This window comes from Streptomyces sp. NPDC014861 (assembly GCF_043081625.1).
Taxonomy (GTDB): Bacteria; Actinomycetota; Actinomycetes; order Streptomycetales; family Streptomycetaceae; genus Streptomyces.
Window position 1 is genome coordinate 247570 of record NZ_JBIBWV010000006.1, and the last position, 21793, is coordinate 269362.

The 21793-nt window shown below is 73.9% G+C and carries 13 protein-coding genes; 10 read left to right on the top strand and 3 right to left on the bottom strand.

Going from position 1 to position 21793, the window contains the following annotated elements; translation table 11 throughout:
• Positions 1 to 84 precede the first annotated feature (84 nt).
• Complete coding sequence (locus tag ACF1BN_RS15520; protein WP_392332133.1) at positions 85 to 1440, top strand: sensor histidine kinase; 1356 nt, start codon at positions 85 to 87, stop codon at positions 1438 to 1440.
• Here the strand turns inward: ACF1BN_RS15520 and ACF1BN_RS15525 are convergent.
• Together ACF1BN_RS15525 and ACF1BN_RS15530 are read right to left on the bottom strand one after the other, a co-directional pair.
• Complete coding sequence (locus tag ACF1BN_RS15525; RefSeq protein WP_392332134.1) at positions 1437 to 1919, bottom strand: SUKH-3 domain-containing protein; 483 nt, start codon at positions 1917 to 1919, stop codon at positions 1437 to 1439. The genes ACF1BN_RS15520 and ACF1BN_RS15525 overlap by 4 nt on opposite strands.
• A 9-nt stretch (positions 1920 to 1928) precedes the next feature.
• Positions 1929 to 2447 (bottom strand): YwqJ-related putative deaminase, encoded by a 519-nt coding sequence (locus ACF1BN_RS15530; RefSeq protein ID WP_392332135.1) that lies wholly within the window; start codon positions 2445 to 2447, stop codon positions 1929 to 1931.
• 319 nt (positions 2448 to 2766) lie between these two features.
• On the opposite strand from ACF1BN_RS15530, the gene ACF1BN_RS15535 reads away from it, so the two are divergent.
• The 6 genes from ACF1BN_RS15535 (at position 2767) to ACF1BN_RS15560 (ending at position 12537) form a co-directional block, all read left to right on the top strand.
• On the top strand, positions 2767 to 3765 hold the full coding sequence (locus tag ACF1BN_RS15535) for an SMI1/KNR4 family protein (protein ID WP_392332136.1): 999 nt from the start codon (positions 2767 to 2769) through the stop codon (positions 3763 to 3765).
• Between the two features lie 7 nt (positions 3766 to 3772).
• Complete coding sequence (locus ACF1BN_RS15540; RefSeq protein ID WP_392332137.1) at positions 3773 to 6343, top strand: SUKH-4 family immunity protein; 2571 nt, start codon at positions 3773 to 3775, stop codon at positions 6341 to 6343.
• Between the two features lie 137 nt (positions 6344 to 6480).
• On the top strand, positions 6481 to 7440 hold the full coding sequence (locus tag ACF1BN_RS15545) for a cellulose-binding protein (RefSeq protein WP_392332138.1): 960 nt from the start codon (positions 6481 to 6483) through the stop codon (positions 7438 to 7440).
• 103 nt (positions 7441 to 7543) lie between these two features.
• On the top strand, positions 7544 to 7921 hold the full coding sequence (locus ACF1BN_RS15550) for a VOC family protein (RefSeq protein ID WP_392332139.1): 378 nt from the start codon (positions 7544 to 7546) through the stop codon (positions 7919 to 7921).
• A gap of 51 nt (positions 7922 to 7972) precedes the next feature.
• Positions 7973 to 10204, top strand: a complete 2232-nt coding sequence (locus ACF1BN_RS15555) for an FG-GAP repeat domain-containing protein (protein ID WP_392332140.1) — start codon at positions 7973 to 7975, stop codon at positions 10202 to 10204.
• Between the two features lie 74 nt (positions 10205 to 10278).
• Entirely contained in the window at positions 10279 to 12537 is a 2259-nt protein-coding gene (locus tag ACF1BN_RS15560) for an FG-GAP repeat domain-containing protein (RefSeq protein WP_392332141.1), read from the top strand.
• Positions 12538 to 12625: 88 nt separating this feature from the next.
• Here ACF1BN_RS15560 and ACF1BN_RS15565 read toward each other — a convergent pair whose 3' ends face one another.
• On the bottom strand, positions 12626 to 14122 hold the full coding sequence (locus ACF1BN_RS15565) for an MFS transporter (RefSeq protein ID WP_392332142.1): 1497 nt from the start codon (positions 14120 to 14122) through the stop codon (positions 12626 to 12628).
• A gap of 228 nt (positions 14123 to 14350) precedes the next feature.
• On the opposite strand from ACF1BN_RS15565, the gene ACF1BN_RS15570 reads away from it, so the two are divergent.
• From ACF1BN_RS15570 to mfd, 3 genes are all read left to right on the top strand, one after another.
• Entirely contained in the window at positions 14351 to 15187 is an 837-nt protein-coding gene (locus ACF1BN_RS15570) for an ABC transporter ATP-binding protein (RefSeq protein WP_392332143.1), read from the top strand.
• Positions 15184 to 17757: an ABC transporter permease gene (locus tag ACF1BN_RS15575; protein ID WP_392332144.1), complete on the top strand. Its 2574-nt coding sequence runs from the start codon at positions 15184 to 15186 to the stop codon at positions 17755 to 17757. Before ACF1BN_RS15570 ends, ACF1BN_RS15575 begins: the two co-directional genes overlap by 4 nt.
• A 335-nt stretch (positions 17758 to 18092) precedes the next feature.
• Positions 18093 to 21620, top strand: a complete 3528-nt coding sequence (gene mfd / locus ACF1BN_RS15580; RefSeq protein WP_392332145.1) for a transcription-repair coupling factor — start codon at positions 18093 to 18095, stop codon at positions 21618 to 21620.
• Positions 21621 to 21793: the final 173 nt, after the last annotated feature.

Consider the following 21793-nt stretch of genomic DNA (forward strand, 5'->3'; position numbering starts at 1 on the left):
CATCGATTCAACAGTTCGAGGGACTGGCGTGCGGGGCGTTGACGCTCCTCGGAATTCGCCGGGAGGCGACCGTAGGGTGGGGGCATGACCACAACGGGGGCAGATCGGGACGCGCCGGGCGCGGGGGTTTGGTGGTGGGGGCGGCGGCGGAGTGCCGTGCTCGACGTCGGGTTGGCGCTGGTGTCGGCGGTGGAGTGTGCCGTCGAGGGGGTGCTGTTCGCGGGGAGGGCGGGGGCTCCGGAGGCGCTGGGGGCGTTGTTCGGCCTGCTGGTGGGGTCGGTGCTGCTGGTCCGGCGGCGGTGGCCGATCGCCGTGGTGCTGGTGTCGATCGCGGTGGCGCCGGCCGAGATGGGCTATCTGATGGGGGTCGTCGGGCTGTACACGCTCGCCGCCTCGGAGGTGCCGCGGCGGTTCACGGCGGTGCTGGCGGGCATGGCGACGGTGGCCGTGTTCGTGGTGACGGCCGTGGAGCTGCGGCGGGACATCGCGGCGCAGGCGGACGACTTCGATCCGAGTGCCTGGTACGTGCCGCTCATGGCGCTGCTGATGACGCTGGGGCTGAACGCGCCTCCGGTGCTGTTCGGGCTCTATATAGGGGCGCGGCGGCGGCTGATGGAGAGTCTGCGGGAGCGGGCGGACTCGCTGGAGCAGGAGTTGTCGCTGCTGGCGGACCGGGCGGAGCAGCGGGCGCAGTGGGCGCGGCAGGAGGAGCGGCGGCGGATCGCCCGCGAGATGCACGACGTGGTGGCGCACCGGGTGTCGTTGATGGTGGTGCACGCGGCGGCGTTGCAGGCGGTGGCGTTGAAGGATCCGCAGAAGGCGGTGAGGAACGCCGCGCTGGTGGGTGACATGGGGCGGCAGGCGTTGACGGAGTTGCGGGAGATGCTGGGGGTGCTGCGGGAGGAGGCCGTTCCGGTGGGGGCCGAGGCGGTGCCGTTGGCGGCGGTGGGGCGGGCCGCGGCGGCGGCCGCGGAGGCGGCGGGGTCCGAGGACGGGCCGGGTCTCGGTGCGGTGGAGGACCTGTGCCAGCAGTCGCGGCTGGCGGGGGCGGTGGTGGAGCTGGTGGAGCTGGGGGAGCCGGGGGCGTATCCGCCGGAGGTGGAGCGGACGGCGTACCGGGTGGTGCAGGAGGCGCTGACGAACGTGCACAAGCACGCGCCGGGTGCGGAGGTGGTGGTGCGGGTGGCGCACCGGGGCGCCGAGGTGGCGATGCAGGTGGAGAACGGTCCGTCGGACGAGGGGGCGGCGGACGCGGGTCTGCCGAGCGGGGGGAACGGCCTGGTGGGGATGCGGGAGCGGGTCGTGCGGCTGGGCGGGGCCTTCGTGTCGGGGCCGACGGAGGCGGGCGGTTTCAGGGTGTCGGCGGTGATTCCCGTGGCGGAGCGTTCCCAGCCCGGGCGTTCCCTGCCGGGGAGTCCCGTGCCGGGAAGCGTGTCCTAGCCGGTGGTGAGGCGGGCGGGCTGGGTGCCGGTGACGAGGGTGGAGAGCGCGGCGTCGATGTCGCGGCCGAGGTACCAGTCGCCGGCGTGGTCGAGGCTGTAGACGCGCCCTTCGGCGTCCATGGCGAGGACGGCCTGGTGGTCGCCCTCCTCGCCGAGGGGGGCGAGTTCGGTGCCGAGGGCGCGGCCGAGGTCGGCGAGGGTGCGGGCGAGGTGGAGTCCGGCGAGCGGGTCGAAGCGGAGGGTGGCGGGCGCTATCTGGCGTCCGTGGCCGGGGGCGGTGAGGTGCAGGCCGCCGAATTCGGCCCAGGCCTCGACGACGGCGGGGAAGACGCTGTGGCGGTGGCCGGCGGGGGAGGTGTGGGCGCGGAGGGTGTCGGCCCATTCCTCGGCGAGTTTGATGTCCCAGCGTCCGGGCTGCCAGCCGGCGTCGCGGAGGGCGGCGTCGACGTTGACGGGGAAGCGGGTGGTGTCGGACATGGGGTGGGGTCAGCCGTTCCGGTCGGGCGTGGGGGGTGTGGGGTCGACGGTGCGGACGCCGAAGTGGTCGAGGAGTGCGGCGCAGGAGCGACAGGGTGCGGCGTAGCTGCCGTGCAGGGGGTCGCCGTCCTCGCGGATGCGGCGGGCGGTGATCTTGGCGTGCTTGAGGCTGCGGCGGGCCTCGCCGGCGGTGAGGGGTCTGCGCTGGGCGCGCCGGGAGCGGTTGGTCTCGGTGGCGGTGAGGTGCCGGGAGAGCAGGATGGCTTCGGGGCATCGCCCGGTGAAGCGTTCTCGCTGGCCGCTGGTGAGCGTGTCGAGGAAGTCCTGCACGAGGGCGTGGAGGACGGGCGGGACGTCTCCGCGTCCGGCGGTGCAGGTGAGGGTCTCGCCGCGGACGGAGAGGGCGGCGCCGACGGCGGGGAGGATGCCGTCGCGGCGGTGCAGCAGTAAGGGGGCGCGACCGTTGTCGGTGTCGCTGCTCCAGTTGAGGCGTGGGTCACCCTGCGTGGGCGTGGTGCTGGCGTACATGGTGCTGGTCTTCCCCTCCTGCAATCCCCCGAGTTGCGGTGCACAGCCTGCCAAATAGGGAGCCATATGGGGAAGCTGGGTGCGGGTTTCGGCGTGGTGGTGTGTCGGAGCCGTGGTCGGCCTGTCATGGGTTCGTGACGGTTGGTGACGGTGCGTGGGTGGGGTGGCCGGGTGGGGGCGCGGGCCGGTTCGGGGTCTTGTGGCAGCGCATAGGCTGTGCGGGATCGGTCGGGCGTGGCTGCGTGCAGTGGCGTCCGCCAGCAGGACCAGGCAGTAGCAAGCAGTAGCAGCCAGTGACGCCATGCAGGGGGCAACCGCCATGACGACAGGTCGGCTCGGGCAGTCCACCGCGCCTCCGAACGCGGCCTATGCCGGGCAGGTCGTGCGTTTCCCGGATCCGGTGCGTGCTTCGCGGCATCCGCGCGGGGTGCGGGTGGACGAGCGGGGGTTCCCGGATTTCTCGCCGTACGCGCGTGCGGCGGCGGAGATCGCGGAGCCTCCGGAGGGTTTCGGCGTCGACGAGCTGCGGCTGACGGACTACGTGTCGGCGAACGCGGCGATGGCGGCGACCGGTCACGAGCTGTGGGACACGATTCCGTCGGTGGCGACGCCGCACGGGTGGACGTGGCACCACGTGCTGGGGTCGCGGCGGCTGGAGCTGGTGCCGGTCGAGGTGAAGGCGCTGCTGCGGCACCACGGTGGTGTGGCGACGGCGGCGGTGGATCACTCGAAGCGGGGTACGCGGCCGCTGCAGGAGACGCGTCCGGTGCACTTCGGTCTGCCGAAGGGCCGGGTGGCGGTGTCGGAGCAGCAGTTGCAGGGGGTCGAGGAGGATCTCGGCTACCGGCTGCCGGGGGCGTACCGCTCGTTCCTGAAGGCGGCGGGTGGCTGCGCCCCGGTGGGCGCGGCGCTCGACGCGGAGCTGGGTCTGCTGGTGGACCAGCCGTTCTTCACGGTGCGCGAGGAGGCGGGGATCAATGACCTCGTCTACGTGAACAAGTGTCTGCGGGACCATCTGACGAAGGACTACCTGGGGGTGGCGTTCGTGCAGGGCGGTCTGGTGGCGGTGAAGGTGCGGGGTGCCGGGGTCGGCTCGGTGTGGTTCTGTGCGTACGACGACGTGCGGGACTCCGGTGAGGAGGCCGCGGGGTGGTCGGTGAACGAACGGGTGGAGCGGTTGCTGCTGCCCTGTGGTGTGGATTTCGACGCGTTTCTGCTGCGTCTCGCGGGTAATCCGCCGGAGTTGGAGACGGTCGCGAACCTGATGGTGGACGGCGGCTTCGCGCGCGCCGTGCCCGTGGCCCCGGTGGGAGGGTGAGCCGGCTGTGGTGACGTTCGCGCAGGCGCAGGAGCGCGCCGAGGAGTGGATCAACGGTGATCTGCCTCCGTATCAGCACCAAGAGGTGCGGGTGCGGGAGTTCGGTCTCGGTTTCGTGGTGTGGGCGGAGGACCGCGAGGGCGGTCCGACCGCCGACACGGGCCGGCAGCGGCTGGTGATCGCCCGGGATTCGGGCGAGGCCACGTTGTGGCCGGGGCTGCCGGTGGGTGAGGTGATCCGGCGGTACGAGGAGGAGTACGGGGTCGCCGAGGAGGCGGTCGTGCCGGCTCCGGCCGCGCCGCCGGCGCGGATCGATCTGAACCAGACGTCGTTCCTGCTGAGTCCGCCGGAGTGGTTGCAGGACGCGGCGGACAAGATCGGTCTGCCGCAGCGGCCGAACGCCTCGCAGGAGGAGCTTGACGAGGCGGACTCCGGTGCCGGTGGTGCCGGTGGTGGTGACGGGGATTCGCCGGTGGGCTCGGGTGTCGGTGCGGGGTCGGGGGCTTCGGTGTCCTCGGCTTCGGTGTCGTCGGCGGAGTCCGGCGCGTCGGAGGGGCGTGCGGTGTCGTCCACGGGGTCGGAGACCCCGGCGGCCGCGACGCCGCTGTCGGACGTCCCCGCGTCGTCCTCCTCTTCCTTCTCTCCCTCCTCCCCTTCTTCTTCCTCTTCCTCCGCTTCGGGGTCCTCCGTGTCGTCGGCGGAGTCGGACGCGGAGTACGAGCCGACGGCGACGGAGGGTGTTCCGGCCTCGTCGTCGGCGAGCAGTCCGTGGGTGGACGCGAACGCGAGCTCCGGCGGCGTGGAGGGCGTGCCGCTGCCGGCGACGGTGTTCGCGCCGCCGCTGTCGGGGGCCGACGACGAGGACACGCCGGAGCCGGTGGTGGGCGCGGACGCGCCGACGGCGCTGATGCACGGCGGGAGCGCGCTGCCGAAGACGGCTGTGGCGCCGCGTCTGGACCCGGCCGCGTCCCCGCCGCCGCCCGCCGCCCCGGGTGCGACGCCGCCGCCGGTCGTCCCGGGCCAGACGCCGCCGCCTCCGGTGGCTCCGCCGACCGTGCCGGGGGCAGGGGACATCGCGGACGCGGCGACGAGCAAGGCGACGCTGCCGCCGAAGAAGGCCGCCCGCGGGCCGGTGGCGCCTCCGCCTCCGCCGGGTGTGCCCGGTGCGACGTCCGGCGGGCCGGCGCCCGCGCCCGCGTACGTACCGACGCAGCTGGTGGCGCAGACGCCGCCGCCCGCGCCGCCGGGTCCGGTGCCGGCGCAGCAGGGTCAGCCGGGGACGCCTCCGCCGCCCGCGCCGCCGGGTCCGGTGACGCCTCCGCAGCCGGTGCACCACGCGGCGACGATGCTGGCGCATCCGGGTCCCGCCGGTCCCGGGGGCGGTCCGGCCGCGCCGCCGCCCCCGCCGCCGCCGGGTGCTCCCGGTGGTGCGGGGACGCCGGCGCACGGGATCGAGCACGCGCCGACGATGCTGGCCCAGCCGGGTCCGTCGGGTCCGGGCGCGCCGCCGCCTCCGCCGGGCCCCGCGCCCGCTCCCGCCTCGGCCCCGGTACCGGTGCCCGCTCCGGCTCCGGCGTACGGGTACCCGCAGCAGCCGCCGGCCGGGGTGCCGACGGTCGGTCCGGGATACCAGGCGGTGCTGCGGTACCGGGCTCCGGACGGTTCGGAGCAGCAGATCATCCGGCGTTCGGCGCCGGGCACCCCGCATCCGGAGTGGCAGATCCTGCACGAGCTGCGCGGCCTCGGTGTGCCGCCGCAGCACGTGCTGGAGCTCCACACGGAGCTGGGTTCCTGCGAGCTGCCCGGTGGCTACTGCGCGCGGATGATCCGCGAGACGTGGCCGCAGGCGCGGATCACCAGCATCGCCCCGTACGGCGGTGACCACGCGGCCCGTCAGCAGGGGATGCGTCAGCTCCTCACGCACCAGGGCGAGTTGCACCAGGTGGCGGACGGTCCGGCGCGTCCCGCGCCGGTGCGTGCGCCGCTGCCGCAGGTGCAGCCCGCGCCGCCGGTTCCGCCGGAGGGTGTGGCGCAGGAGCTGGCGGGTGCGTTCGGGCCGGGGATCCTCCGGTTCGACCAGCGGGCGGTCTCCCGTCAGGGGGTGCCGGAGCTGGTGGCGGTGACGCTCATGTGGGCGGGGCTGCCGGCGGACTTCGGGCCGTTCTTCTGGGCGCAGCCGGCGATGCCGGTGGTGCCGACGCTGGCGGAGCTGGCGCAGCAGCGGCAGGTGCAGGCGGCCGCGGACGCGAGTTCGTATCTGGTGCTGGGGTCGGACTTCGGGCGGGCCGTCTGCGTCCAGTACGGGACCGCGCACATCGTGGCGGTGCCGGTGGAGGCCGGTCCGGGCGGGGCGTCGGTGCCGCCGCAGTTCGTGAACACGGGCCTGCCGGAGTTCACCCGGTCGATGGCGCTGCTCGGCCGGATGTGGCGGCTGCGGTTCGGGCTGACGCCGGAGCAGGCGGGCCGCTGGACGGTGGACTTCCAGGCGCAGCTGGCGATGCTGGATCCGGCGGCTCTGTCGGCGCCGGAGAACTGGTGGTCGGTGCTGTTGGAGCAGATGTGGGACGGGCTGCTCTGAGCCGGCCCGCAGGGGTGTTTTCTGACGCCTTCTGAGGCGGAATGTGACGAAGGGCGCTCGGTGTGTGATCGCACCGGGCGCCTTTTGTCCGTTCTTATGGCGCATCCTGGAGGGGACCGTAGGAAGGGGCGCCAGGGATGAGTTTTGCCGTCGGACGGGGTCGGGGGTACCGCCCGGAGCAGGTCGACCACCACCTCGCGGTGCTGTCGGGGGAGCGGGACGAGGCGTGGGAGCGGGCCGCGCGGCTCACCGCCCTCGCCGGGGAGAAGGAGGCGGAGCTCGCCGCGCTGAGGGAGGCCGTCGCCGCGCTGAAGCCGCAGCGGTACGAGTCGCTGAGCGAGGACGCCCGGCAGATCCTGAAGCTGGCGGAGCGGGAGGACGAGCGGCTGGTACGGGCGGCGGAGGCCGAGGCCCAGGCGCTCGCGGAGGCCGCCGACGCGGCCGGCCGGGAGGCGCGGGAGGCGGCCGGCGCCTACGCCGAGGGGGTACGGGCCGCGGCCGAGGCGCAGTCCCGCGCGACCCTGGAGGCCGCCCGCGAGCGGGCCGGCGAGCTCGGCACCGTCGCCCGCCGCGACGCCGAGGGGGCCAGGGCGGCGGCGACGGAGGCGTACGAGGAGACCGAGCACCGCGCGGCCGAACTCCGGTCCCGCCAGGCCGAGGAGCACCGCACCGGCCTCGCCGACGCGGACCGCGCCGCCGAGACGGCCGCCGCCGCGCTCGACGCCCGCCACGACGAGCGGATCACGGCGGCCGAGGCCCTGCTGGAGGAGGCCCGCCGCGCCCTCGCCCGTACGGAGGAGGCGGCCCGGCACGGCCAGGAGGACGCCGACGCGAAGGCCGGGGAGCTTCTGGCCCAGGCCCGGGTGAAGGCCGAGCGGATCGAGCGGGAGACGGAGCGGGTGCTGCGCGAGCACGACGAGGCGCGCGACGAGATGCACTCCCATATGGAGCACATCCGCAACTCCCTGGCCGCCCTGACGGGCCGCCCGGCGGTGGCGCCCGCGCCCGGGGAACCTGACAAGGTCGAGGCGGCCGAGTCCGGGGAAGAGCCTGGACCCGAGGGAAAGCCCGAGCGCGGGGAGGGACTTGGCGCCTGAGGGCTGTCGTCGAGCTCCCGCCGTCGCCCGAAGGGCGGCCCGAGCGCGGGCATGGCGTCGCGGGGCGGACGGGACTGTGACGACAGGCCCTAGGGTCGCGCCCATGCAGATGCGACTGACGGCCGTGAACCTCGACTGCCCCGACCCGCTCGCCCTCGCCGCGTTCTACGCGAAGGCGACGGGCCTGCCCCTGCACGAGCGTTCCGACGCCGGGTTCGCGGGTCTCGTGGGGGAACACGGCCTGGTCATCGGCTTCCAGAAGGCCGACGGCCACCGCCCCCCGACCTGGCCGGACGGCGAGGTCCCGCAGCAGCTCCACCTGGACTTCGACGTCGACGACCTCGACGAGGCGGTGGCCGAACTGACCGCGCTCGGCGCCACGCTCCCCGCCGGACAGCCCCGCCCCGACCTGTGGCGCGTCCTCCTGGACCCGGCCGGCCACCCCTTCTGCCTGTCGGCGAGGCCCCCGCGTCAGGAGTGAGCGGCCGGCAGCGGTACTCTCCCGATCTTCAAGGGGAGGGGAACCCGTCACGTGATCCGCCAGCGCATGTACGCCCGCACACTCGCGGCCGCCGCCGTCACCGTCGTCCTCGCCGCCACCGGCGGCGCGCTCACCGCACTCCCGGCGACGGCGGCACCGCTCGCCGCGCAGGACGAGCAGGGGACGTCCGTCCCGTACCCGAGGGGGTACGCCGAACTGCTGGGGGGCGGTACGGCGGGCTTCTTCACCAGGATTGAGTACGACGTGAGCTGGACCTCCTACGCGACCGGCGTCACGAGGAAGCTGCCGGTCGCGCCGGGGCAGCGGTACGCCGTCGGCGCGTCGGACGTCCTGGTGACGGCCGAGGACGCCACGTCCACGTGGGAGCAGGCTCGCAGGCTCAAGGTCCACGACGCGGCCTCGGGCGCGCAGCCGTACACCGTCGACCTCGGCGCGCTCGCGGAGGACGGCGAGCAGTACCTCTACCGGGGGGCCGTCGGCGCGACCCTCGTCGTCGCCGTGAAGAAGGCGGACGGGACCGTGGAGGGACGGCTGGTGACCGCCGGCCCGGACGGTACGGAACAGCGCCCGGTCACGGGGCTTCCCGTCGACCACCGCGGCTTCCGGGTCGAGCACACCACGGCCGACTCGGCCGTGCTCGTGGTGACGGCAGGGCCGCAGGACGCCGTCCGGTACACGCGCAGCGTCCTCGACGTCCCGTCCGGAGCCGTCACCGACGACTTCCCCCGTGAGAACGCGTACAACAGCCCGCCCGTCTCCGTCTCCGCGACCCACGCGGCCTGGCCCGACCCGGCGGACCCGAGCCACGTGACCGTCGCCGCCCGGGGCACCGGAGGGACGGGCACGGTCCGGCGGACCGCGGTCGCGACCTACCACCCGTACGCCCTCCTCGGCGGCTGGCTCGTGCACGGCTCGCAGACCCTGCCCCTGATGTCCGGCGTGGGCGGGCCGCTGAGGGCCGAGCGCGCCGACGGGAGCGGGGAGCCCGTCCGGGTGCTCGACTCGATGGGCTGGCTCGTCCCCGGCCCCGACGGCTCCCTCCTCGCCCGGGGCGGGTCGGTCGAGCACGGCGAGGGGCTGTACCGGATCACCCTCGGCGCGGAGGGGCTGCCCGTCGCCGAACTCGTCGCCTCCACCGGCGAGCCGACGGTCCTCGTGTACGGCGGCGCCGAGGTGCCCGCCGTGATCGACCTGGACCGGCAGCCCGGGGCCGACCTCGTGTGGAAGCTCGCCGGACGGGCCGCGTACACCCGCCTCACGATCACCCGTACGAGCGGCCCCCACCACGAGGAGCCGGTCGTGATCCGCGACCTCGACCCGATAGGGAGCGACGCGCTCCGCTTCCGCTGGAACGGCGAGGACTTCGGTACGCCGGGCCGCCCCGCCGAGGCGGGCACGTACACCTGGGAGTTCGAGGCGGAGCAGTTCAACCATCTCAACGACGTCCGCGACACCGGCACCTTCACCGTCCGCCGCACCCCCGGCCTGCACGACTTCGACGGCAACGGCGCGCCCGAGCTGCTGGTGCGGGAGTCCGGCGGGCGGGCCAAGGCGCTGGACCTGGTCCTCGACCGGGCCGCCGGGGAGCCGGTCAGCCCGAGGGAGGCGGTGTTCGGCACCGACTGGCGGGCGTTCGACCGGCTGGAGTCGGTCGGCGACGTCGCCGGTACGCGGCTCGCCGATGTCGTCGCCCGGGACACGAGCGGAGTGCTCTGGCTCTACCAGGGCGCCGGCTCTCTCACCCAGCCGCTCCGCCCGCGCGTCCGCGTCGGCGGCGGGTGGAACGTGTACGACCGGCTCGCCGGCGGCTCCGACCTGACCGGCGACGGGCGGGCCGACCTCGTCGCCACCGACAGGGCGGGTGTGCTGTGGCTGTACCCGGGCACCGGGAACGCCTCCGCCCCCTTCTCCGCCCGCAAGCGGGTCGGCGGCGGCTGGGGCGTCTACAACGAGGTCACCGCCCCCGGGAACATCGGCGGCGCGAGCCCGGGGGACCTGGTCGCCCGGGACACTTCCGGCGTGCTGTGGCTGTACCTCGGCAAGGGTGACGGCACCTTCGCCGCCCGCACCAGGATCGGCGGCGGCTGGGGCGGTTTCCGGGACCTGGTCGGCATCGGTGACGCCGACGGGGACGGGCGGGCCGACCTGATGGCCGGGGACGGCGACCTGGTGACGTACTACCGGGGCACGGGCGACTGGAAGGCGCCGTTCGCGGCGGGTCGGCGCACCGACCTGATCGTCGGTTCCGACACCTTGTTCTGACCTGCGCCGACCTGCCCGCCACCGGACGCGAGCCGTCCGGTAGCCTCCCCTCTCCCAGGGGAGGAAGAACGTTCATGCAGTATGCGCGCACGCGCGGCCGCCGTCTCGCGGCGGCCGCCGTCACCATCGCCCTCGCCGCCACCGGCGGCACCCTCACCGCACTCCCGGCCTCGGCCGCCGGGCCGGCGGCCGCGCAGGAGGACCCGGGGCAGAGCGCCCTGCCCTTCCCGCGCGACGCCGAGGTCGTCGGGGCGGGCCCGAGCGGGTTCCTGACCCGGACCCGGGGGGACGCGCCGGAGCTCCGGTGGACCCCCTACGACGGCGGGGCGCCGGTCGTGCTGCCGGGCGCCTCCGGCGCCGCCGGCGGCGCCACGGACCTCGTCGTCACCGGGAACCGGGGCATGCTCACTGTCAGCTCGGTGCTCAAGGTGTACGACATGGCGCGGCCCGGGGCGGCGCCGGTGGAGCTCGACCTCGACGCGCTCGGCGACTACACCGCCTCCGGCCTGACCGGCGACACCCTCCTCGTCGAGCGGTACGCGGACGGAAGCACCGTCCAGTACGCCACCACCCTCGACGCCGCCGTGCTCGCCGGGGGCGCTCCGGTGTTCCGGAGGCTCGCCGGGGGCGTCCAGGTCGACTGCGACAACGGCGACGGCAGTTGGGCCGTCGCGGGCGGCGCGCTCTACGACTGCGACATCGAGGGCGCCTCCGCCGCCAAGATCTTCGTCGACCTCGCCACCGGCCACCAGCCCTGGTACCCGATGGGCCGGGACCGGTGGGCCTTCGACGGTTCCGTCTCCGCCGGCTACGTGGCCTGGCGGGAGGGCCGGGTCCCCGGCGGCGACGGGATCGTCGCCCACAAGCGCGGCGGCCCCTACGACGAGATCTGGATCCCGTCGGACGCCGACCTCACCGACCCGCTCCACCTGGTCGGCGGCTGGATCGCCTCCGGACAGCACGCCCACCTCGGCATGACCGCCGAGGCCGGCCGGAAGACGGTCCGGCCCCTCACCCTCCAGTCGATCGAGAACCCCGACCAGAAGTTCACCGCCCTCTCCGCCTTCTCCTCCGCCGTCCCCGGCCCCGGCGGCTCGCTCCTCGTCCGCGGCGGTTCCGCCGAGCACGGCGAGGGCCTGTACCGGATCTCGCCGCGCGCCGACGGCGGCCGGCCGGTCGTCGAGCTCGTCGCCTCCACCGGCGAGCCGACCACCGTGACCCTCACCGGCTCCACCGTCCCCACGGGGGCGCTCACGGGCGGGCAGGTCGCGAAGGGCCTCGACTTCGCGTGGGAACTCTCGCGCGGCGACGTCCGGGCCGGTCTGACCCTCACCCACCTCGCCAGCGGCGCGCAGGGCTCCACCTTCTGGGACCCGACGGGGACGGGCGCCCGCAGGATCGCCTGGAACTGGGAGGGCACCGACCTGGGGTCCGAGGTACACGGCCCGGCGCGGGCGGGCACCTACGAGTGGCGCCTCACGGCCGCACCGGACGAGGGCATCGGCCCCGACCTCGTCGCCACCGGCCGGTTCACCGTGAACCGTCCTCCCGCACCTCACGACTTCGACGCGGACGGCACCGCAGACCTCCTCGCACGGGAGCCCGGCGGGCTCCTGCGGCTCTTCGGGAGCAGGCCCGGGGCGGGCGGCACGGTCGCCGCCGGGGAGTCCGTGTCGGTCGGCGGCGGCTGGCAGGCGTACGACCGGCTGGAGACCGCCGGGAACATCGCGGGCACGACCGCGCCCGACGTCCTCGCCCGGGACGGCGCCGGGGTCCTCTGGCTCTACCAGGGCACCGGGAACCGCGCGAAGCCGCTCTCCGGCCGGACCCGGATCGGCGGCGGCTGGCAGGCGTACGACCGGCTCGCCGGCGGATCCGACGTCACCGGCGACGGGCGGGTCGACCTCGTCGCCACCGACAGGGCGGGTGTGCTGTGGTTGTACCCGGGCACCGGGAACGCCTCCGCCCCCTTCTCCGCCCGCAAGCGGGTCGGCGGCGGGTGGGGCGTCTACAACGAGGTGTCGGCTGTGGGGAACCTCGCCGGCGGCCCCGCCGGCGACCTCCTCGCGCGGGACACTTCCGGTGTGCTGTGGCTGTACCTCGGCAAGGGTGACGGCACCTTCGCCGCCCGCACCAGGATCGGCGGCGGCTGGGGCGGTTTCCGGGACCTGGTCGGCATCGGTGACGCCGACGGGGACGGGCGGGCCGACCTGATGGCCACCGGCACCACCGGAGTCACCTTCTACGCCGGCACGGGGAACTGGAAGGCGCCTCTCAAGGCCGGTGCGAAGACCGACGTCACCGGCTCGACCCGGTTCGACACCGCGTTCTGACGGCGTGAAGTGAAGTGAAGTGACGTGACGGGCCGGTTCCGGGTTCTCCTTCCCGGGCACCGGCCCTCTCGCGTCCGGCACTCCTCCTTCACTCCTCCTTCAGCACCGGGAAGCGACGCGGGGCCAGAGTGAGCAGCGCCAGGAGGGCGAGGGCCGCCGCGACGGCCGCGCCGAGGTAGACCCAGTCGACGGCCGCGTCGACGGCGCGGCGGATCTCGTCGGAGGCGCTGAGGGAACCGGCCAGGGAGTCGAGGTCGGTGTCGCCGCCGAGGCGGGCGGCGAGGACGCCGTTGGCGACCGCGCCGAAGGCCGCCGCGCCGATGCTCTGGCCGACCTGGCGGCAGAAGAGGACGGACGCGGTGGTGGTGCCGCGCTCCCCGTACGGGACGGTGGACTGGACCCCGACCATCAGCGGGAGCTGGAAGAAGCCGAGGCAGCCGCCGAGCAGCAGCATGAGGAGGGCGGGCTGCCAGGGTTCGCCCGGATAGGGGAGGAAGGGGAAGGCGAGGAGGCAGGCGAGGGCGCCGGAGATGCCGAGCACGGCGGTGAGGCGGAAGCCGATGCGGGTGTAGACGCGGTTCGAGAACGCGGCCGTGATCGGCCAGCTCAGCGTCCACGCCGAGAGGACGAAGCCGGCGGCCATGGGCCCGAGGCCGAGCACCGACTGCGCGTACGTCGGCAGGAAGACGGTCGGGGCGACCATGACGAGACCGAGGGCGCCCAGGGCCAGGTTCACGGCCGCGATCGTGCGCCGGCGCCACACCCAGCCGGGGAGCATCGGCTCCGCCGCCCGGCGTTCGACCACCACCGTGACCGCGCCGAGCAGCGCCGCCCCGCCCAGCAGGCCCAGCGACGGGGCCGACAGCCAGGGCCAGGCGACGCCGCCCTGCACGAGGGCGGTGAGCAGCAGCGCGCCGGTCGCGAAGACGCCGAGCGCGCCCGGCCAGTCGATGCGGACCGGGGTCGTACGGGGGGCCCGGGCGGGTTCCCTGAGGTGGCGGAGGATCAGCCACAGGGCGAGGCCGCCGAGCGGCAGGTTGATGAGGAAGATCCAGCGCCAGTCCGCGTATCCGGCGAGGAGGCCGCCGACGGCCGGGCCGGCGACGGCGGAGGTGGCCCAGACCGAGGAGAGCCGCGCCTGGATCCTGGGGCGTTCCTTGAGCGGGTACAGGTCGGCGGCGATCGTCTGGACGGTGCCCTGGAGGGCGCCGCCGCCGAGGCCCTGGACGACGCGGAAGGCGATGAGGGCCGCCATGTTCCAGGCGGCGGCGCAGAGCAGCGAGCCGGCGAGGAAGAGGATCGTGCCGGCGACGAGGACGGGCTTGCGGCCGAAGGTGTCGCTGAGCTTGCCGTAGACGGGGAGGGTGACGGTCACGGCGAGGAGGTAGCCGGAGAAGAGCCAGGAGAAGACGGAGAGTCCGCCGAGGTCGCCGACGATCTGGGGGACGGCGGTGGCGACGATCGTGCCGTCGAGGGCGGCCAGCGCCATGCAGAGCATGAGGGCGGCGACGACGGCACCGCGGCGGCGGTCCGGGGGTGCGGCTTCGGTGGTGGCTCCCGCGGGGGCCGTTCTGCCGTCCGTCACCCTGCTGTCCCGCCCTTCTCTTTCTTCGTACACCTAAATGTGTGGGGTCAGACTCTCACTCCGACCGGGGGTGGAGGAACCCCTAGGGGGAGCTCCCCCATGCGAGCCAGGGGACGGTCGTCCCGGCGGAGGACGAGAAGGGACGGGGCCGGTTCTTAGCTTGTTCTTATACGGCGGCCTCGCTCACGGGCGCCGCCCCTCTGTCGTCACCATCCCTAGGAGAAGACCGTGACCACGGCTGTGACCATCCCCGGGCACGGGGGAGAAGAACGGGCGGCGCGCAGCGCCTCGGTGAGGGGCGGTGGTCGGGTGGCGGGAGGGAGTGCGGCCGTCGCCGCGCGGGCGCGACAGGTCGTCAAGTCGTACGGCTCGGGGGAGACCCGGGTCGTCGCGCTCGACCACGTCGACGTGGACATCGCCCGCGGGCGGTTCACCGCGATCATGGGCCCCTCGGGGTCCGGCAAGTCGACCCTGATGCACTGCCTCGCCGGTCTCGACACCGTCACCGGCGGGCAGATCTATCTCGACGAGACCGAGATCACCGGGCTCAAGGACAGGAAGCTGACCCAGCTGCGCCGGGACCGGATCGGCTTCATCTTCCAGGCGTTCAACCTGCTGCCGACGCTGAGCGCCCTGGAGAACATCACGCTGCCGATGGACATCGCCGGCCGCAAGCCCGACCGGGAGTGGCTGGACCGGGTGGTGGACACCGTCGGGCTCGCCGGGCGGCTGAAGCACCGCCCGACCGAGCTGTCCGGCGGCCAGCAGCAGCGGGTGGCCGTCGCGCGGGCGCTCGCCGCCCGGCCGGAGATCATCTTCGGGGACGAGCCGACCGGGAACCTCGACTCGCGGGCCGGCGCCGAAGTCCTGGGCTTCCTGCGGCAGTCGGTGGACGAGCTGGGGCAGACGATCGTCATGGTCACCCACGACCCGGTCGCCGCCTCGTACGCGGACCGGGTGCTGTACCTGGCGGACGGGCGGATCGTGGACGAGATGGAGCGGCCGACGGCCGACGCCGTCCTCGACCGGATGAAGGACTTCGACGCGCGCGGGCGGACGTCGTGACCGTCTTCCGCGCCTCGCTGAGAAACCTCCTCGCGCACAAGGGCCGGATGGCGCTCTCCGCCGTCGCCGTGCTCCTGTCGGTCGCGTTCGTGTCGGGCACGCTGGTCTTCACCGACACGATGAACACCACCTTCGACAAGCTCTTCGCCGTCACCGCCTCCGACGTCACGGTCTCCCCGAAGGAGGCCGACCCCGAGGACGAGACCCCGGACACCGGCCGCCCCGAGGCCCTCCCCGCCTCCGTCGTCGCCGACGTGCGCGCGGTGAAGGGCGTGGCGGAGGCGCAGGGTTCGGTCACCTCGATGGGCGTCACCGTCGTCGACGAGAACAACAAGAACGTCGGCCCGACCAGTGGCGCCCCGACGATCGCCGTCAACTGGAGCCCGTACGAGCTCCGTTCGGTGCGGCTCGCCGAGGGCCGCGAACCGCGCGGCCCCACCGACGTCGTCGTGGACCGCGGCACCGCCGACAAGCACGGCCTGAAGGTCGGCGCCCCCCTCCGTACGATCTCCGCCACGGGCGACCACACCGCGAAGATCTCCGGCATCGTCGAGTTCAAGGTCACCAACCCGGGCGCCACCGTCGTCTACTTCGACACCGCCACCGCGCAGCGTCGGCTGCTCGGCGCGGAGGGCCTGTTCACGCAGGTGATGGTGGAGGGGGAGCCGGGTGTCGCCGACACCACGCTGAAGGCGGACGTCGCCGCGGCCCTCGGGGACGGCTACGGACTCCAAACCGCCGCCGAGGCCGCCGACGCGGGCCGCGAGGACGTCGCCGGCTTCCTCGACGTCATGAAGTACGCGATGCTCGGCTTCGCCGGTATCGCCTTCCTCGTCGGCATCTTCCTCATCGTCAACACCTTCTCGATGCTGGTCGCCCAGCGCACCCGGGAGATCGGCCTGCTGCGGGCCATCGGCTCCAGCCGCAAGCAGATCAACCGCTCGGTGCTCGTCGAGGCGGTCCTGCTCGGGGTGATCGGCTCCGTCGCCGGCGTCGCCGCCGGTGTCGGCCTCGCCGTCGGCCTGATGAAGCTCATGTCCTCGATGGGCATGGACCTGTCCACCCGTGACCTCACCGTCGCCTGGACCACCCCCGTCGTGGGCCTCGCCCTCGGTGTGTTCGTCACCGTCCTCGCCGCGTACGTCCCGGCCCGCCGGGCCGGCAAGGTCTCCCCGATGGCCGCCCTCCGCGACTCCGGCACCCCGGCCGACGGGCGCGCCGGGCGGGTCCGCGGAGCCCTCGGCCTGCTGCTGACGCTCGCCGGCGGCGGCGCGCTGTGGGCGGCGACGCAGGCGGAGAAGGCCGGTACGGGCTCCCTGTGGCTCGGCCTCGGCGTCGTCCTGTCGCTGCTCGGCTTCGTCGTGATCGGCCCGCTCCTCGCGGGCGGGGTCGTCCGGGTCCTCGGCGTCGTCGTCCTGCGGATCTTCGGCCCGGTCGGCCGGATGGCCGAGCGGAACGCGCTCCGCAACCCGCGCCGCACCGGCGCGACCGGCGCGGCCCTGATGATCGGCCTGGCGCTCGTCGCCTGCCTCTCCGTCGTCGGTTCCTCCATGGTGGCCTCGGCCACCGACGAGCTGGACCGGTCCGTCGGCGCCGACTACATCGTGCAGAACCAGATGGGCGCGCCGATCGTGCCGCAGGCGCAGGCCGCGGTGGAGAAGGTCGCGGGCCTCGACCACGTCACCGAGTACCGGCCGGTCGACGTGCGGATCACCGACCCGCGCGGCAAGGTCACCGAGGAGTGGCTGGCCGCGACCGAGCCCTCGTACCCGGGGGACCTGAAGCGCGAGGTCGCCTCCGGTGACCTGGCCGCCGCGTACGGCCCGGGCGCGATGTCCGTCGGCAGCGACTACGCGACGGCGCACGGCGTGAAGGTCGGCGACACCCTCGCGGTCGCCTTCGCCCACGGCTCGACGGCGAAGCTGAGGGTCGCGGCGATCACGAAGGACGGCGGGAACGTCGACAACGGCGCCATGTACACGAACGTCACCACCGCCCGCGCCCATGTCCCGGCCGAGCGGATGCCGGCCAGCGCGCTGCTCCTCGCGAGCGCGAAGGACGGGCAGGAGGAGGCGGCGTACGAGGCGCTGAAGAAGGCGCTGGAGCCGTACCCGCAGTACAAGGTCTCGAACCAGGCCGACTACAAGGAGGCCCTCCAGAAGCAGGTGGGCCAGCTCCTGAACATCGTCTACGGCCTGCTGGCGCTGGCGATCGTCGTCGCGATCCTGGGCGTGGTGAACACACTGGCCCTGTCGGTGGTCGAGCGCACCCGGGAGATCGGCCTCATGCGGGCCATCGGACTCTCGCGCCGCCAGCTGCGGAGGATGATCCGGCTGGAGTCGGTCGTCATCGCCCTCTTCGGCGCCCTGCTCGGCCTCGGGCTGGGCATGGGCTGGGGCACGGCCGCGCAGAAGCTCCTCGCGCTGGAGGGCTTCGGCGTCCTGGAGATCCCGTGGCCGACGATCCTCACGGTCTTCGTGGGCTCGGCCTTCGTGGGCCTCTTCGCCGCCCTGGTCCCCGCCTTCCGCGCGGGCCGCATGAACGTCCTGAACGCGATCGCGAGCGACTGACCCCGCCGCGGGACGCGTACGGCCCCGGAGCGCCCGCCGCTCCGGGGCCGTACGGCTGCCCGGGGGGCCCGTGGACCTGGGGGCGCCTGTCAGGCCGTGGGGCGGTGGAACCGTGAGTCCGTGGGGTCAGGTGCTTCACCCCATCGAGGGTGTGCGCGCGCCCCCGGGTGAGCGGATCCCCCGCGCCGGTGTCGGAGGGGCGTCGTAGGGTGGAGGCCCCGGCCCGTGCGACGTGTCGGGCCGTTCGCGTTGCCTGTCCGGGCGCCCGGATGTCCGGTGGCCGCGCGTTCGGTGTCGTCCCTGCCCACCCTCGTACGTACCGGGATGGAAGCTCCATGAGCCTGCACGGTCTGCTCGACCTCGTCGTCAAGGACGCGGCCCTCGCGGAGGCGGTGGCGGCCGCGTCCGACGGGAAGCGTCCGCACGTGGATCTGGTCGGGCCCGTGGCGGCCCGGCCCTTCGCCGTGGCCGCGCTGGCGCGGGACTCGGGGCGGCCGGTGCTCGCGGTGACGGCGACCGGCCGGGAGGCCGAGGACCTGGCGGCGGCGCTGCGGTCGCTCCTCGACCCGGACACCGTGGCCGAGTACCCGTCCTGGGAGACCCTGCCGCACGAGCGTCTCTCGCCCCGCTCGGACACCGTCGGCCGGCGCCTCGCCGTGCTGCGGCGGCTCGCCCACCCCCGGCCGGACGACCCAGCCGCGGGGCCGGTCAGCGTGGTCGTCGCGCCGATCCGCTCGGTGCTCCAGCCGCAGGTGAAGGGTCTGGGCGACCTGGAGCCGGTGGCGCTGCGGTCCGGGCAGACGGCCGATCTCGGCGAGATCGTCGCGGGGCTCGCCGCCGCCGCGTACTCCCGGGTGGAGCTGGTCGAGAAGCGCGGCGAGTTCGCCGTGCGCGGCGGCATCCTCGACGTCTTCCCGCCGACCGAGGAGCACCCGCTCCGGATCGAGTTCTGGGGCGACGACGTCGAGGAGATCCGCTACTTCAAGGTCGCCGACCAGCGCTCCCTGGAGGTCGCCGAGCACGGACTGTGGGCACCGCCCTGCCGCGAGCTGCTGCTCACCGACGAGGTGCGGGAGAGGGCCGCGGCCCTCGCCGAGGAGCACCCGGAGCTCGGCGAGATGCTGAACAGGATCGCCGAGGGGATCGCGGTCGAGGGCATGGAGTCCCTGGCCCCGGTCCTCGTGGACGACATGGAGCTGCTGCTCGACGTCCTCCCCGCCGGCGCGATGGCCGTCGTCTGCGACCCCGAGCGGGTCAGGACCCGCGCCGCCGACCTCGTCGCCACCAGCCAGGAGTTCCTCCAGGCCTCGTGGGCGGCGACGGCCGGCGGCGGCGAGGCGCCGATCGACGTCGGCGCGGCCTCCCTGTGGGGGATCGCGGACGTGCGGGACCGGGCGCGGGAGCTCGGGATGATGTGGTGGTCGGTGTCGCCCTTCGCGGCCGGCCTCGACCAGGAGGCCGACACCCTCACGCTGGGCATGCACGCCCCGGAGGCGTACCGCGGCGACACCGCCCGCGCGCTCGCCGACACCAAGGGCCGGCTGGCCGAGGGCTGGCGGACGGTGTACGTGACGGAGGCCCATGGGCCCGCGTCCCGCACCGTCGAGGTGCTGGGCGGCGAGGGCATCCCGGCCCGGCTGACCGCCGACCTGACCGAGGTGGACCCGGCCGTCGTGCACGTGGCCTGCGGCTCCATCGACTTCGGCTTCGTGGACCCGGAGCTGAAGCTGGCCGTGCTGACGGAGACCGACCTGTCCGGCCAGAAGGCGGCGGGCAAGGACGGCCAGCGGATGCCGGCCAAGCGGCGCAAGACGATCGACCCGCTGACCCTGGAGGCCGGCGACTACATCGTGCACGAGCAGCACGGCGTAGGCCGCTACCTGGAGATGGTGCAGCGCACGGTGCAGGGCGCGACCCGCGAGTACCTGCTCGTCGAGTACGCCCCCGCCAAGCGCGGCCAGCCCGGCGACCGGCTCTACATCCCGACCGACCAGCTGGAGCAGGTCACGAAGTACGTCGGTGGCGAGGCGCCCACCCTGCACCGGCTCGGCGGCGCCGACTGGACGAAGACGAAGCAGCGGGCGAAGAAGGCGGTCAAGGAGATCGCCGCCGACCTCATCAAGCTGTACAGCGCCCGGATGGCCGCCCCCGGCCACGCCTTCGGCCCCGACACCCCGTGGCAGCGCGAGCTGGAGGACGCCTTCCCGTACGCGGAGACCCCCGACCAGCTCTCCACGATCGCCGAGGTCAAGGAGGACATGGAGAAGACGGTCCCGATGGACCGGCTGATCTGCGGCGACGTCGGCTACGGCAAGACGGAGATCGCGGTCCGGGCCGCGTTCAAGGCGGTCCAGGACGGCAAGCAGGTCGCGGTCCTGGTGCCGACCACGCTGCTCGTGCAGCAGCACTACGGCACCTTCTCCGAGCGGTACGGCCAGTTCCCCGTCAACGTCCGCGCCCTCTCCCGCTTCCAGACGGACACCGAGGCGAAGGCGACCCTGGAGGGGCTGCGCGAGGGCTCGGTCGACGTCGTCATCGGCACCCACCGCCTCTTCGCCTCCGAGACGAAGTTCAAGGACCTCGGCCTCGTCATCGTCGACGAGGAGCAGCGCTTCGGCGTCGAGCACAAGGAGCAGCTGAAGAAGCTCCGGGCCGACGTCGACGTGCTCACCATGTCCGCCACCCCGATCCCCCGGACCCTGGAGATGGCGGTCACGGGCATCCGCGAGATGTCCACCATCACCACGCCGCCGGAGGAGCGGCACCCGGTCCTCACCTTCGTCGGCCCGTACGAGGAGAAGCAGATCGGCGCGGCCGTCCGCCGCGAACTCCTCCGCGAGGGACAGGTCTTCTACATCCACAACCGGGTCGACTCCATCGACCGCGCGGCGGCCCGGCTGCGCGAGATCGTCCCGGAGGCGCGGATCGCGACGGCCCACGGCCAGATGACCGAGAGCGCCCTGGAGCAGGTCGTCGTCGACTTCTGGGAGAAGAAGTTCGACGTGCTGGTCTCGACGACGATCGTCGAGTCCGGCATCGACATCTCCAACGCCAACACGCTGATCGTGGAGCGCGGCGACAACTTCGGCCTGTCGCAGCTGCACCAGCTGCGCGGCCGGGTCGGCCGGGGCCGCGAGCGCGGCTACGCCTACTTCCTCTACCCGCCGGAGAAGCCGCTCACGGAGACCGCGCACGAGCGCCTCGCGACCATCGCCCAGCACACCGAGATGGGCGCGGGCATGTACGTGGCCATGAAGGACCTGGAGATCCGCGGCGCGGGCAACCTGCTCGGCGGCGAGCAGTCCGGCCACATCGCGGGCGTCGGCTTCGACCTGTACGTGCGGATGGTCGGCGAGGCGGTGGCGGACTACCGCGCCTCCCTGGAGGGCGGGGTGGAGGAGGAGCCGCCGCTGGAGGTCAAGATCGAGCTGCCGGTCGACGCGCATGTGCCGCACGACTACGCGCCGGGCGAGCGGCTGCGCCTCCAGGCGTACCGGGCGATCGCCTCGGCGAACTCGGAGGAGGACATCAAGGCGGTGCGGGAGGAGCTGACCGACCGCTACGGCAAGCTGCCCGAGCCGGTGGAGAACCTGCTGCTCGTGGCCGGGCTGCGGATGCTGGCCCGGGCCTGCGGGGTCGCCGAGATCGTCCTCCAGGGTCCGAACATCCGCTTCGCCCCGGTGGAGCTCCGCGAGTCCCAGGAGCTGCGCCTGAAGCGCCTTCACCCGAAGTCCGTGATCAAGCCGGCCGTCCACCAGATCCTGGTGCCGCGCCCGGCCACCCGTCCGATCGGCGGGAAGCCGCTCGTCGGGCGGGAACTGCTGGCGTGGACCGGGGAGTTCCTGACGACGATCCTGGACTGAGGTCCCTCCTGGGCCCGTTCACTCCCGTCCCGCGGGACCAGGCCTCAGGGTCCAGGTCCCGCGAGTCCAGGTCCAGCGAGTCCAGGTCCCGCGGGTCCAGGTCTCCGGGTTCAGCTCCCGCGCGTTCAGCTCTCAGGGTCCAGTTCCCCAGGTTCAGCACCCCAGGTCCACTC